Annotated in this window: 14 protein-coding genes; 6 read left to right on the forward strand and 8 right to left on the reverse strand. The window is 51.3% G+C overall.

The genetic code is table 11. The features are described 5' to 3' along the window. Positions 1-40: 40 nt before the first annotated feature. From ED236_RS05285 to ED236_RS05320, 8 genes are all read right to left on the reverse strand, one after another. The gene (locus ED236_RS05285; RefSeq protein ID WP_123236897.1) at positions 41-286 is read right to left on the reverse strand and encodes an acyl carrier protein; all 246 of its coding nucleotides are present in this window, start codon (positions 284-286) and stop codon (positions 41-43) included. A 66-nt stretch (positions 287-352) separates the two neighbouring features. Beyond that, positions 353-1,654 carry a hypothetical protein gene (locus tag ED236_RS05290; RefSeq protein ID WP_148042255.1) on the reverse strand — a complete coding sequence of 434 codons (1,302 nt, stop codon included), beginning with the start codon at positions 1,652-1,654 and terminating at the stop codon, positions 353-355. A 111-nt stretch (positions 1,655-1,765) separates the two neighbouring features. Then, positions 1,766-3,130, reverse strand: coding sequence for a cytochrome P450 (locus ED236_RS05295; RefSeq protein WP_123236899.1), 1,365 nt, complete (start codon positions 3,128-3,130; stop codon positions 1,766-1,768). A 3-nt stretch (positions 3,131-3,133) separates the two neighbouring features. Continuing rightward, a complete protein-coding gene (locus ED236_RS05300; RefSeq protein WP_123236900.1) occupies positions 3,134-4,738 on the reverse strand; it encodes a hypothetical protein in 1,605 nt (534 codons plus the stop codon). 221 nt (positions 4,739-4,959) lie between these two features. After that, positions 4,960-6,714: a polysaccharide biosynthesis/export family protein gene (locus ED236_RS05305; protein WP_123236901.1), complete on the reverse strand. Its 1,755-nt coding sequence runs from the start codon at positions 6,712-6,714 to the stop codon at positions 4,960-4,962. 2 nt (positions 6,715-6,716) lie between these two features. Next, positions 6,717-7,823 (reverse strand): KpsE/RkpR family capsule polysaccharide export protein, encoded by a 1,107-nt coding sequence (locus ED236_RS05310; protein ID WP_123236902.1) that lies wholly within the window; start codon positions 7,821-7,823, stop codon positions 6,717-6,719. A gap of 50 nt (positions 7,824-7,873) precedes the next feature. Next, on the reverse strand, positions 7,874-8,536 hold the full coding sequence (locus ED236_RS05315) for an ABC transporter ATP-binding protein (protein ID WP_123236903.1): 663 nt from the start codon (positions 8,534-8,536) through the stop codon (positions 7,874-7,876). Continuing rightward, positions 8,537-9,346: an ABC transporter permease gene (locus tag ED236_RS05320; protein ID WP_123236904.1), complete on the reverse strand. Its 810-nt coding sequence runs from the start codon at positions 9,344-9,346 to the stop codon at positions 8,537-8,539. It abuts the gene before it with no gap. A gap of 263 nt (positions 9,347-9,609) precedes the next feature. On the opposite strand from ED236_RS05320, the gene hisB reads away from it, so the two are divergent. The 6 genes from hisB to ED236_RS05350 all read left to right on the forward strand — a co-directional run bounded on the left by hisB (position 9,610) and on the right by ED236_RS05350 (position 13,186). After that, positions 9,610-10,197, forward strand: coding sequence for an imidazoleglycerol-phosphate dehydratase HisB (hisB, locus tag ED236_RS05325; RefSeq protein ID WP_123236905.1), 588 nt, complete (start codon positions 9,610-9,612; stop codon positions 10,195-10,197). Positions 10,198-10,239: 42 nt separating this feature from the next. After that, complete coding sequence (hisH, locus tag ED236_RS05330) at positions 10,240-10,887, forward strand: imidazole glycerol phosphate synthase subunit HisH (protein WP_123236906.1); 648 nt, start codon at positions 10,240-10,242, stop codon at positions 10,885-10,887. 20 nt (positions 10,888-10,907) lie between these two features. Next, a complete protein-coding gene (gene hisA, locus ED236_RS05335) occupies positions 10,908-11,648 on the forward strand; it encodes a 1-(5-phosphoribosyl)-5-[(5-phosphoribosylamino)methylideneamino]imidazole-4-carboxamide isomerase (RefSeq protein ID WP_123236907.1) in 741 nt (246 codons plus the stop codon). A gap of 71 nt (positions 11,649-11,719) precedes the next feature. Beyond that, on the forward strand, positions 11,720-12,475 hold the full coding sequence (gene hisF, locus ED236_RS05340) for an imidazole glycerol phosphate synthase subunit HisF (RefSeq protein ID WP_123236908.1): 756 nt from the start codon (positions 11,720-11,722) through the stop codon (positions 12,473-12,475). After that, entirely contained in the window at positions 12,472-12,873 is a 402-nt protein-coding gene (gene hisI, locus ED236_RS05345) for a phosphoribosyl-AMP cyclohydrolase (protein ID WP_123236909.1), read from the forward strand. The genes hisF and hisI overlap by 4 nt, the downstream gene beginning before the upstream one ends. After that, entirely contained in the window at positions 12,866-13,186 is a 321-nt protein-coding gene (locus tag ED236_RS05350) for a phosphoribosyl-ATP diphosphatase (RefSeq protein WP_123236910.1), read from the forward strand. The genes hisI and ED236_RS05350 overlap by 8 nt, the downstream gene beginning before the upstream one ends. Positions 13,187-13,219: the final 33 nt, after the last annotated feature.

The following is a 13,219-nucleotide window of genomic DNA, read 5'->3' on the forward strand; positions in this document are numbered from 1 at the left end:
TCTCGCTGTTCAAAAGGTTGAGGAGATGGACAATGCCAGCTTAGGCCTTCTCTGCTACCAACTTATTGATGACGGTAATCAGGTCGCCTACGTTCTTCAGGTTCTCAATCTCATCGACCGGAATGTCTACCCCGTATTCGCGCTCGATCTGCAGAAGCAAGCGCACGTTATTAAGACTGTCCCAGCCGTCAACGTCCTTGGCGCTGGTCTCTGCAGTAAACTCTTCGAGATCGGTGTCGAGAATGTCCTGCAAAATGTTCTTGATGTCTTCTGGTGCAATACTCATATCGGCTTCCTCTGTAAAATGTGGGTAGTTAAGACGGGATGTTAACAGGCCATGCTCTGAACTGGTTTAGTTCTCGTCACTGGTCTCATTTTCCACCTCGTCTGTTTCAGAATTGGCGGAAATCGACAGGTTGATGAATTTAAGGAAAAAAGATTTCAGGATGGTGTTGCGCGGGTGTCCTGATAGTGCAAATGCCACTTGTGCAGAATAAAACTCGGCGAAGCGGGTCTTGAAGCTGTCGAAAGACTCCCGCGCGGCTCTTTGCGGGCCTTCAACAAAGACTGGCTCATACTGGCTACCGTTGATGGTTGCCGTGTACCAGGCAGTCTTTGCATGCGCTTCATAGGCGATTCTGGCTGCGCCATCGGGGATATTCACTTTACAGCCAAAGATATTCAGTTCTGAAACGGATTGGCTGTCCTCTACATTCGAGTCGGGTGCGATCAACAAGCACTTTCCGCTCATCAGCACTTTAATGGCTTTGAACGCCGAGCCAAGTCGATTTTCACTGACGACGATATGGTTACCCGCCGCATTTCCACGATTACGCACCGTCCAGTGGTCTGCCATGTGAACACGATAAATGGATTGCGATACCAGATAATTCCCGGCGTGGAATGTACACATCAGATAAGAGCCGGTGCGCTTTATCTCATCAAAGAACGCGGCAGTGTCTGGCGACTGGATCACGCCATCCAGTAGATGCGAGCGCTGATACAGCGTTGCGATGCGAGTGCTGTCCATGGACGATTTTCGATAAGCATTGATCACGCTGCTGTCAGAGAAAAAGTGATCCAGGAAAAAGGCGGTTTTGCGCTCTGCCAGCCACTCGGTCTTGCTGTTCAATGGATATCTGGAGTTTGCATAAAGGAAGTCGGAGGTTTCCTGATGCAGGAAGATCGCATCGGCATAAGGCCGCGCGTCCTCAAAGATATTATCGCCTGCAGGGACTTCCAGAAATTTACCGAACTTCAGTTTAAGCAGATAGGCGTTGGCCTTGGCACTGAGGTTGCCAAAGCTGGACAGAAAATCACCTTCCGCTGTCGTGTTGGGAGTAAATGGCGCATCTTCGATCAATGCATATGCAGTCTCGAAATACGCCTCATCCCAGGTTTCATTGCCGCACATTTGTATAAAGGTGGCTGCAGTACGCAGGTCTTTTAGCGTCAGCTGCCGATGCTCCCACAACATGTCGAGCAGTTGCTGCTCAAATCCATGTTGTTTGAAAATTCTCAATAGTGAACCGATAGGGCTGAGCGACCAGTTTCCGCGGTTATGGTAAAGCTTCCCGATCAAGCTGCTTAGTACCAGCCAGTCTTGTGAAGGACATTCTTTACTGATGATATGAATCAATTCTTTGTCGGTCATAGGCCTGTTTGTGTCGATAAGAGACGACTTTTAATTTTCAGCATGGCAATGAGGGGCCTGCAATAACCCTAGCAGATTCTGTGCCTGATCATGGCTAACTTGTTGCGCAGTTTACTTACGCGACTCCAGCCTGACTTTAACGCCATTTTCCGGCCGTATGGTGACCCGACCTACTGCCTTGGGTATATGGTCGGCCACGGCTGCTATTCTATAGCGGCGCACGATATTGGCCAGTATCAGGATGGCTTCCTGAATGGCAAACCCTTGGCCTATACAAACACGTGGGCCTTTGCTGAAGGGTAAGTAGGCACATTTCGCTGATTCCTGGCCTTCTGCTGTGTCGAAGCGGTCAGGGTCAAAATCATGAGGCTTATCCCAATAATCGCCGTGGCGCTGTATCAACCATGGCGAGATCAGTAGCGATGAACCTGTTGCGATGTCTTTGTCGCGTATGCAGTGATCTTCGGTCGCTTCTCGTGAGAAGAAACCGACAGGGGGGTACAAACGTAAGGCTTCCTTGAACACGTTATTGATGAGTTTGAGCTGTTTGATATCTTCAAATACGAATGGACGATCAGCTGCAACGGCTTCGATCTCTTCGATCAGGCGGTCTTGCAGGTGTGGGCAGTTGGAGAGCAGATACAGTGACCAGGTCAATGCGCTAGCCGAGGTTTCGTGCCCGGCAAGGAACAGCATGCAGATCTGATCCACTGTTTCTTCATAACTGAAACTGTCCTGATTGACAGGATCCACAGCGTCCATGATGCCAGACAGAATGTCCTGATAGTGGCCCGAGGAACCGCCTGCCCGTTCCTGATAGCGCCGTGCGATCACATCGGCGATCACAGGACGTATCTTGTCAGCAGCTCTTTGACTGGCGCGCTCGGCGAAGAAGGTGGGGAGCTTGTAGATGCGCAACATCAGTGCACGTTGAGCGTGCACCTGGAATTCGTTGAAGGCTTCGAAGATGCCACGCGCTGCACTGTCGCTGAGGTTCTCTGACAGAATGGTGCGGAAGATGATGTCCGCCGTGATGTGGGTCATTTCGCCATCGACTTCATACGGGCTGCCGTCGGCATACTGATCCAGCCGGGCCAGCATCTCGCTGATGGCGCTAGTCATCAGCGGGAACACCAGCTTGAGCCTGGCCTGGCCAAAGCCCGCATCCACCAGTCGCCGCTGCCGTTCCCACACCGCACCATTGGTCGTGAAGATGCTATTGCCCAGCAAGGGTTCCAGCATCTTGTGCATCAGCGCATGTTTGGGGTACTTCTTTGGCTCGTCCACCAGTATGCGCTTGACCCAGTTTGGGTCGTTGATCATGAAAATGTCCAGGCCAGGCTGGCGTATCTTGCCCATTTTCATGAAATAACTACGCTCGAACAGGACATCCAGCCAGGAATGCCAGCCACGGAAAAACCGTAATAGGAAGGAGGTCTTGTTCTTGTGGGGAATAGGATAAGAAGGACGGAACATACGTCAGGCTGACTGGATAGGTCTGCCAGTGGTGGCAAACCGACTGTAGGTGGAGGATCTCACAAGCGCTAGTGCCTCTACTTGCAGCAAGGGCTCTGCTGTTGCCAGGATACGTTCCCAATCAAGACTGTAGCTGACAAAGTCATGGCGCTCGACTTCTGGGTGAGGAATGTCATGAATCCAGCTGTTATCGACTTCTATGGTGTTGTAATGAAGATGGCCGCGTTTTGGCATGGTCGTGCTGGCATGGGCTACCCCTGGTTTTGCTGCCATGCGGGCTACGTTGATCGATGCGGTGCCGTAATTGGTGATGAATAGATCAATTGCGCATGCAAACGCAATCTTCCTGGCTGATTGGGCACCTATAAGGTTAGTCACCGGAATATCGTCCGGGATGAGCGATTTTATTTCCTTGAAAATCTGAAACTCCCGTCGACATTCGGCCTCATCATAAACAGAAGGGTATAGATTCTGTGTCCAGCCATCGATAACGATACCCATATTCGGGAATCTCCTTTTCAGTGCACGGATGAGGCTTGCTGTGCCTTCTACCTGTTCAACCCAAGCGCGTTTTTGTATGGAGATTCCAAACCATACCAGAGGGAAGGCTTGCAAAGCCGTGCTGATCTCGGACGCAGTATTGACGGACATCTGATTGAGTACATGATCGACCAGATAGGTGTCCATTTCCTTAACTTTGGTCTGCAGCGTCTTCTGCTTGGTGTAACACAATCCCGCCTGCAATAAAAAGCCTTGGTGCTCATTTGCATATAATTCCATGTCAGCCCCATGGAAAATATGCTCAACACCATGAAAGTCATAAAGTGACTTCATGGAGATATAAACACCGCCTCTCAGTGCGTAAAGCGCAGGTAACCTCTTTATGAGACCTGCCAGATGAAGCTGATGCATGCCCAGCAAGACATCGTAGTAAAGGTGGTATGGCCGTCCTTGAGTCGCAACCAGGCCGAGGAATCGGTGCTGTTTGCTGTTTCTGGAATATTCAAGGTGCTGAGCAAAGTTTCTGCATAGCTGGTGAATGCTAGATTGTATAAGGTCGACGTTAACGTGCTGATGGATAAAGATGATATCTCTAGTCGGGAAGTAAATGGCATCGCCAGACGTCACATACTGGAATAAGAAGAATACTTCCTGATTCGGTGATATGAAGCGAAGGCAGGTTACCCCGCTGCTGATATGAAAGCTTTCTTTGCAGTATGCAAGACCCGGTCCAAAGGGGTCTTGAATAGACACTTGGTCCTGGTCTAAGGCTTCATTGACTAGCTTGTTGCAGAACCCCTCATCAAGAAGCTGTGCAGCGAGGGCGATGGTTTGAGATAGTTCTGCTTTTGAGAATTTTGAGGACAAAAATTCATCAGGCTTTTTTAGCTCAAATACCTTTCTGTAAGCCCGGGTGGAGCCGAGCACATGCCTTTTTGTTGCTTCGTAGTCTAGGCGTCGCAATGCCAGTGCTTGTGCATCAGTTATGGAGGAGAGTTGGTTGTTACAGTACGCACGCCAACCCTCCAGCGCCATATCGACATGACTGGAATCAGGTTTGAAACTTAAAAAGCGGCTTTTAAGATAATTGAACAGCTTGAATTTCAATCTTGTTCCTGGGTTTCCAGGCCTTGAGTTAATCAGTGTGTTATTCACATGACCAAACGGTCTCTATTCTTCAGAATAGTTCTAGCAAAATCCTTTGATCAGGCATGTGCGTGTGGCTCACTTTAATGAGGCAAACCGATGCATGACGAATACATCGGTTTACCTAGTGACACCTCAACTTGCCGCAGTCTCTTGACGGGTGTTCTGGCTAAGTTGATAGCTTACCTGCCACCAAGCACAACACGTGCTCCGATAGCAAGCTGGAAGATCATCTGTGTTATGTCTTTGAAAAGCTGGCGTGATTTTACATCTACCTTGGGCAGTATCATCACCTGGTCGCCTGCGGCAATCGATTTGATCTTGCTTCCATCATCATAGCTGCCATCACGGTGTGCGACGATGATTCTGGAATTGTCAGCATTCTGGGTATAGCCTCCAGCGAGCTGGATATAATCATTCACGCTATATTTTCTGTCGAAGACGATGGTGTTCGGGAACAGGACTTCGCCACTGACCAATACCAGGTTGTCATTGACTGGTACGTTGATGATGTCACCGCTCTCAAGTAATAGTTCATCGCGTGTCTCTGCCTTGGCGATCAAGACTTGACCGTTGGGTTCGATCTCTTTAGCACGATCCACCCATTGCAACACTAGCGCGGCCTCTTGTGAGCGCAGCCCAGCCTCTTCAGCCGTACCAGAGCGCGCCGTTAACAGGCTTGCTTCCAGATTCTTAAGCGTTAGTTCAAGGTTGGCTTTTTGACGGGCTTTGACACTCTGCCGAAACAATTGCAGGCTGGTTTTATCAGAGCGTTCTGTGAATTGGATCGCTTTGATCAACTCCCCAAGCCTTGTGCCATAGGGAAGGATGTATTCTTGCTGTGAAAGATGTTCACCTTGTACTCGTACTGCAATCGTGCCTGGGCGCTTGTCTGAGGTGAACTCGATCTCATCGCCACTGAGGATACTCAATGCTTTTGTCTGGTTGATGGGGAAGTACTCGGTGTTCATGACTGTGCCTGTATTGCGCTTGATGCGCAGGTGAGTCACCACGGCGGTTGGTTTTGCAAATTTAATCAATTCTTTTACGTCGATGCTGCCATCCTGGAATTCAAAGCGTTTCGGATTCTGTACCATGCCTGTGACCAATACCGAATTTTGACGTTGACCCACGAAGATCACATCGCCATCGGAGAATTGAACCAGGGGCATGACGCCCTTAAGCAGAAAGTCGTAGAGATTGACTTCACTGCGGATCACGCCATCACGTTTGACTTGAATATTCAGAAAGCTACCACGTTCAGGATCTACGCCGCCAGCCTGGTCAAGGTAATGCAGTAGGCTGTCAAGCGAGGTGCCGTGATACAGGCCGGGATGATGTACGAAGCCGCCTACATAGATACGTACTGGTTGTGCAGCAGCTAAGCTGGCATAGCTTTGGACATTGGAGGTGAAGATCTGACCGATTGCGGCTTGAAGTGCCGATTGCAGGTCCTGATTCTTTACCCCTAATACCTTTACCGGACCTACTTCAGGGATGAAGATGTTGCCTTTTGGGTCCACAACCAGAATATTCTCGAAGCTGTAACCACCCCACAGCTTGACTTGAATGCTATCGCCTACCGAGATGGTATAGCTTGGGTTGAACTGGGATGCTCCTGGCTTTGCGAATGCCCCAGTAAACAACTGGGCGCCGAACACGTCAGACAAAGTATTCTTCTCATAGTCAGCAAGCTGGGGTGCTGTAGGGATGACCAGACTATTGGTTACTGATTGCCCCAAATTCCCGGCAGTCGGGGTTGCCGCACGTGCATTGGCGCTTTGACCATTCTGCTGTACTGCGGTTTGGGCGTTATTTTGCCCAATTCCGGGTAGTAGGGGAGAACTGACTCCGGCATTGCCCACGCCGAGATCTTCGCCTACGGCAAATGCGTTGGCGCTCACAAGCAGGGCAAGTAACAGTAAGAAGTGTTTCATAGTTAATCCTTATGATCCCGGATGATGGCTGCAATCAAATGGAAAATACCAGTGATCAGCAAAATGAAGACGAGGTATACAAAGCTGTTGAAAATGCGACGTGGTTCCAGTGGATACTGAGGAAATGTTGGTGTCTGGATCACAGTGAGTTTTTTAAGTTGGCTCGCAGCCTGGAGCTTGCCTCGTTCTAACGTGGCAAGCGTGTTCTTGTACATCTCTTGTGCGAATTCGGCCGCTAGTTGCAGGCGTTGATATTCTTCCACCGATTTATTGAGTGTTTTGCCGGATTTTGAGGTTAAACGGCGCTGTTCCTGTTCAATCTGGCTTTCAAGCGCACTGATGTTGAAGTCAACTTCAATGATGCTGGGTGAATTAGGATTGATGTAGCTGGACATCACTTTTTTCTTGGCACGTAGCTCAGCCAGCTTGGATTCCAGGCTGCTGATGATGGAGGCGATGTTCTCGGCAGTGGTTTCGGGTGAAGCCAAACCTTTGGCGTTCTGATAGCTTACCAAGGATTGCCTTGCTTCCAGATTCCTCTTGGCGGCTCTGTCGGCCTGGCCTTGAAGAAAGCCGACTTGATCGAGCGCGATCTTCTGCGCAACGGCATTCATGTAGCGCTCCCCTTCCAGCAACATGAACGAGTTGATGGCCTGAGCGATTTCTGGAGTAAAGCCTTGCGTTTTTACTATCAAGATGCCGGAAGCGTCATCAAACGTTACCTCCACTCGCCTTAAGTAATAGCGATAGAACCACTCGTTGGACAGATCTTCGGACCACATGCGGCTGATGATGTCAATGTCGGTATTGCTGTAGTGCTTGCGAAGATTAAGTTCGCTGTTCAACTTTTGCATCATGTCGACCGAAGTCAGATAGGCCTTTAGCAGCAGTTGGTCTGGCCTTGCGATGCCGCCTGAGGGGCCTCCGTTACCAAGAATCCCGGATAGATCGACCTGGCTTTGTTGCTGCCCTGTGATGCTGGTGCTCTGCATCATGACATGGGATTCAGAGACATACCGGGGGCTTGCGATCACCCCCCAGTAGGCTATGCTGGCCATGGCAACAAAAGTTGCCAACCACAGAGATGGCTTTTTCCGTAGATTTTTCATTTATATGCTTCGCATCGAGATTGATTGGATCTTAACTTTCATAAGCAGCTTCAGCGAGCGCCCCCATAAGCTTTAAGTGCATCCCGGATGTTATCAAACCATATGGCTCCACCGTCTTTTACATAGATGCCAGCCTCGCACATTTGCAACAGGGTGGCTTCATTGTGCGAAACAAGTATAAGATTCTTTGAGCGGTTTTCTCCAAGAAAAGAATTGGTGATCTTCTTTCTGAATGCCGCGTCACCTACGGACAGGATTTCGTCGGCAAGGTAGACATTAAAATCAAACGCGAGCGAAAGGCTGAAATTCAAACGTGATTTCATGCCGCTGGAGTAAGTGTTGATTTTGTCATCAAATGCCTTGCCCAATTCGGAGTATTGTTGAGCGAATTCCAACTTTTCTGGAAGCTCATGCTCTGGTATGCCATGAATGCGTAATATGAATTTTGCATTTTGTTTACCGGTTAGGTTCCCTTTCATCCCCCCCTGAAAGTTCATCGGCCATGAAATTCTGGAGTCGACAGTGATCTTGCCAGTGCTAGGCGTATCCAGTCCACCAATCAGCCGTATCAGTGTCGATTTTCCGGCCCCATTCTTGCCAATCAAACCTACATTGACATTGGAAGGAATCTGCAGATTGATGTTGCGTAATATCCAGTCGCTATAACCTGTATCTGTTTCATAGCGTTTACTGAGGTTTTCTATCGTAATCATTTATTTGGATAGTAGTCGATGCGACATGTGGTATTGCAGGAACAGACCAATAAAGAGTGTTACTACAGCGCCAGATGCAAGATACATAAGCGAAGTGCCTTGTGCGGGAGGGTAGGCGCTGAAAAACCCCCCATGTATCGATTCAAAGCCATGAGCCAGAGGATTCATCATCATGTACTCTTTGATGGGGTTGGGTATGTAGGTGATTGGAATGATGGCACCACTAGTGAAGTACATGACGCGCAGGGTGACGGTCACAATGCTTTGGATTTTTGGCATGAACCGCACTATCACAGATAGGATCATTCCAAGCCCTAAGCCTAGCACCCAAATCAAAAAGTAGGCGATTAGAACGGTCAGTGGTTCGTTGGGCACGGCCTGGCGGCCTATGCTGGCGGCAACCGTGAAGAAAATGATGCTGGCCATCATGATCACAAAGCCCCTGAATACAGCTCGGATGATGACACAGTCGACTGGCTTGATCTGTCGGTATGAAAGCAGGCCGGCATAAGCAGATACTGCGTTCATGCCATTCATCACAACTTCGCGGAACATGATGATGCCTAACAGACCGCTGATAAAGAAGGTGACAACATCCACTCCAGGTACGAACCGGATATTCAGGTAGGTGTGTATCAGTAACCAGACCAGCACATGGGACAATGGCTCAAAAATGATCCAGAACCAGGGCACACGCCCTTCTGAGAGATTGGCAGATGATTCGCGCAAAAAAAGTGCGCGCCAAACAGACCAGGTCACGTTTAGTGCAGATCGTTTGGTGGGGTCGATAGGGTTGGTAATGGTTGTCAATGTAAGGCCGAATTATGGTTGGTGATGTGTCGGCTTGATCGAAGTAAGCGCGACTATCATGACACAGGCGGTAATTTTAATTGGCTGTATGCACTGCATGCACAAACGATTCTTAAGATTAAATCACATCAATGATTACACAATTATACGAATCATGAGTGACTTGTCTGCAATTGCACGGATTATCACTCAGGCAAAGATACGGCGCAAAAGAATAATCTGAGTTAAAATCAGTACAAGCTAATTTCATGCCTGATAATCGAATGCGTATCGCCGAAGTCAACCGCAACACCCTTGAAACCCAAATTACAGCCTCCATCAATCTGGACGGTACTGGTGTTTCGCAACTTGCTACCGGGCAAGGTTTTTTTGACCATATGCTGGATCAGATCGCCCGCCATGGCATGATGGATATTGCCATCGCTGCCAAAGGTGATCTGCACATCGATGCGCATCACACCGTAGAAGATGTCGGTATCACGCTGGGGCAGGCTTTTGCCAAGGCGGTTGGCGATAAGCGCGGCGTGCGTCGCTACGGCCACGCTTATGTGCCGTTGGACGAGGCCTTGTCGCGTGTGGTGCTGGATCTGTCCGGTCGTCCCGGTCTGGAATTCGGCGTCGAATTCACGCGCGCCCGTATCGGGGATTTCGATGTGGATCTGATCCATGAATTCTTCCAGGGCTTCGTCAATCACGCACTGGTCACCTTGCACATCGATAACCTGCGTGGTGACAATGCGCACCATCAGGCAGAGACCATCTTCAAGGCATTCGGTCGCGCGTTGCGCATGGCGGTCGAGTTCGATGATCGCATGGCGGGCATCATGCCATCGACCAAGGGTACGCTCTAACTCATTGCTGTTTAAACGATTGCTGTTTCAGATACAACCATCATGATTGATATTGCGGTAGTGGATTACGGCATGGGTAACCTGCGCTCGGTGGCCAAAGCGCTGGAACATGTAGCGCCGGATCATCGTGTGGTGGTGACCAGTGACCCAGCCAAGATCGCGGCAGCAGGTCGTGTGGTGTTCCCTGGCCAGGGCGCCATGCCGGACTGTGTGCGTGAGCTGGATGCACGTGGGTTGCGTGAGGCGGTGATCGCTGCAGCGGCGGATAAGCCGTTTCTGGGTATTTGCATTGGCCTGCAGTTACTGTTCGACCATAGCGAAGAAGGTGATGTGGCTGGGCTGGGCATTGTTCCCGGTCAGGTAAAGCGCTTTGCTGCCGCGGACATGCATGATGCTCTGGGCGGCAAACTCAAGGTGCCGCACATGGGCTGGAACCAGGTATATCAGTCGGATAAGCACCCGCTATGGGCTGGTATCGAACAGGGTGCACGCTTTTACTATGTGCACAGCTACTACGTGCAGCCTCAGGATGCGGCCATCGAGGCCGGGTATAGTGAATACCCAACCCGCTTCACTAGCTGTGTCGCCCGTAACAACATTTTTGCCGTGCAATTCCACCCGGAAAAAAGCCAGCATGACGGTTTGCAGCTGTTGGCCAATTTCGTGCGCTGGAATGGCGTATCCAACTGACTTTTTGAAACTATCACATTATGTTGCTGATTCCTGCCATTGACCTCAAGGACGGTCACTGTGTTCGCCTCAAACAAGGCTTGATGGAGGATGCTACGGTGTTCTCTGAAGACCCGGGTGCGATGGCGCGCCATTGGGTGGACCGTGGCGGCCGACGTCTGCATCTGGTCGACCTGAATGGCGCGTTCGCCGGCAAGCCGGTCAATGAAGGTGCCATCAAGTCCATCGTGGAAGCGGTTGGCGGGGATATCCCCATCCAGCTCGGTGGCGGTATCCGCGATCTGGACACCATCGAGCGCTACCTCGATAGCGGCATCAGCTATGTCATCATCGGGACGGCTGCGGTGAAGAATCCTGGCTTTCTGCACGAAGCCTGTTATGCCTTCCCAGGCCAGATCATCGTGGGCCTGGATGCCAAGGATGGCAAAGTCGCGGTGGATGGCTGGTCCAAGCTGACCGGTCACGACGTGATCGATCTGGCAAAGAAATTCGAAGATTATGGTGTTGAAGCCGTGGTGTATACCGATATCGGTCGTGACGGCATGCTGAGTGGTGTCAACATCGAGGCTACCGTTGCGCTGGCGCAGGCGTTGCGCATCCCGGTGATTGCCAGTGGCGGTGTCACCAATCTGGACGACGTGCACCATTTGTGTGCGGTGGAAAGTGAAGGCGTGATCGGCGCCATCACCGGACGTGCCATCTACGAAGGCACGCTGGATTTTGCCGCAGCGCAAAAACTGGCTGATGAACTGAATGGGTAAGGGTTCCACCAGCTGTTTTTCTCTTCTACCGCGCACCTTGAAGCGTGCAGCGGTTCTCCCTAGAGTTGCCCATGCTTGCTAAACGTATCATTCCCTGTCTGGACGTGACCGATGGTCGTGTGGTCAAAGGCGTCAATTTCCTGGAGCTGCGCGATGCAGGCGATCCAGTCGAGATCGCCAAGCGTTACGATGATCAGGGTGCCGATGAGCTGACTTTTCTCGACATCACTGCCAGCTCGGATAACCGCGGCCTGATCCTTGGCATCATCGAACAAGTCGCTTCGCAGGTATTCATTCCGCTCACGGTGGGTGGCGGGGTGCGCGAGGTGGAAGATGTGCGTCGCCTGCTCAATGCCGGCGCAGACAAGGTCAGCATCAACACCTCAGCCGTGCTCAACCCTCAATTGGTGGCGGATGCCGCTGGCCGCTTCGGTTCACAGTGCATCGTGGTGGCGATCGATGCCAAACAGGTCGGTGATCACTGGGAAGTGTTCACGCATGGTGGGCGCAAGGCTACCGGTATCAATGCGGTGGACTGGGCGCGCAACATGGTGGCACTGGGTGCTGGTGAGTTGCTGGTGACCAGCATGGACAGGGACGGCACGCGGGTCGGTTTCAATCTGCCGCTGAATCGTGCCATCAGCGATGCGGTGGATGTGCCCATCATTGCCTCTGGTGGTGTAGGTAACCTGATGCACCTGGTTGAAGGGGTTAAGGAGGGCGGTGCAGATGCTGTATTGGCCGCCAGTATCTTCCACTATGGTGAATTCACGGTGCGCCAGGCCAAGGAATACATGCGCGAGCACGGCATCGAGGTACGTTTGTGAGCGCTCCAGACAAGCTTGCCTGGCTGGATAAGGTGAACTGGACCACCGATGGTCTGGTGCCCGTCATTGCACAAGAGGCAGGCAGCGGGCGTGTGCTGATGTTCGCCTGGATGAATCGCGAAGCTTTGCAACTCACCTCCGAGACCGGTCATGCGGTGTACTGGTCGCGTTCGCGTGGCAGGCTGTGGCACAAGGGCGAAGAGTCCGGTCATGTGCAGCATGTGCACGAGATCCGGCTGGATTGCGATGAAGACGTGGTATTGCTGACCGTGGAGCAGGTGGGCGGTATCGCCTGTCATACCGGTCGTCACAACTGTTTCTTCCAGAAACTGGACCAGGGTAACTGGGTCATCGATCAGCCCGTGCTCAAAGACCCGAAAGCGATCTATCATGAATGATGTGTTGCAGCGTCTGGCGGAACTGCTGGAGCAGCGCAAGCAGGCTGACCCACAGTCGTCCTATGTGGCCAAGCTGTATGCCAAAGGCATGGACAGCATCCTCAAGAAGGTGGGTGAGGAAGCGACAGAGACCATCCTCGCTGCTAAAGATGGCGACGCGCAACATCTGATCTATGAGACGGCGGATCTCTGGTTCCATACGCTGGTGATGCTGGCGCATGCTGGTCTGAACCCGCAGCAGGTGCTGGACGAGCTGGCGCGTCGTGAAGGGTTGTCTGGCCTGGAAGAAAAAGCGGCGCGCAGCAAAGAGTAAGCTGCTAATGGCTTGCTGCCCTGCGCAGCCTTC

This window comes from Pseudomethylobacillus aquaticus, from assembly GCF_003730115.1.
Classification (GTDB): Bacteria; Pseudomonadota; Gammaproteobacteria; order Burkholderiales; family Methylophilaceae; genus Pseudomethylobacillus; species Pseudomethylobacillus aquaticus.

What these genes read in the sequence shown, in the direction of transcription:
- ED236_RS05285 (WP_123236897.1), bottom strand. Translation starts at nt 286, where the DNA reads ATGAGTATTGCACCAGAAGACATCAAGAACATTTTGCAGGACATTCTC.
- ED236_RS05290 (WP_148042255.1), bottom strand. Translation starts at nt 1,654, where the DNA reads ATGACCGACAAAGAATTGATTCATATCATCAGTAAAGAATGTCCTTCA.
- ED236_RS05295 (WP_123236899.1), bottom strand. Translation starts at nt 3,130, where the DNA reads ATGTTCCGTCCTTCTTATCCTATTCCCCACAAGAACAAGACCTCCTTC.
- ED236_RS05305 (WP_123236901.1), bottom strand. Translation starts at nt 6,714, where the DNA reads ATGAAACACTTCTTACTGTTACTTGCCCTGCTTGTGAGCGCCAACGCA.
- ED236_RS05310 (WP_123236902.1), bottom strand. Translation starts at nt 7,823, where the DNA reads ATGAAAAATCTACGGAAAAAGCCATCTCTGTGGTTGGCAACTTTTGTT.
- ED236_RS05315 (WP_123236903.1), bottom strand. Translation starts at nt 8,536, where the DNA reads ATGATTACGATAGAAAACCTCAGTAAACGCTATGAAACAGATACAGGT.
- hisB (WP_123236905.1), top strand. Translation starts at nt 9,610, where the DNA reads ATGCGTATCGCCGAAGTCAACCGCAACACCCTTGAAACCCAAATTACA.
- hisH (WP_123236906.1), top strand. Translation starts at nt 10,240, where the DNA reads ATGATTGATATTGCGGTAGTGGATTACGGCATGGGTAACCTGCGCTCG.
- hisA (WP_123236907.1), top strand. Translation starts at nt 10,908, where the DNA reads ATGTTGCTGATTCCTGCCATTGACCTCAAGGACGGTCACTGTGTTCGC.
- hisF (WP_123236908.1), top strand. Translation starts at nt 11,720, where the DNA reads ATGCTTGCTAAACGTATCATTCCCTGTCTGGACGTGACCGATGGTCGT.
- ED236_RS05350 (WP_123236910.1), top strand. Translation starts at nt 12,866, where the DNA reads ATGAATGATGTGTTGCAGCGTCTGGCGGAACTGCTGGAGCAGCGCAAG.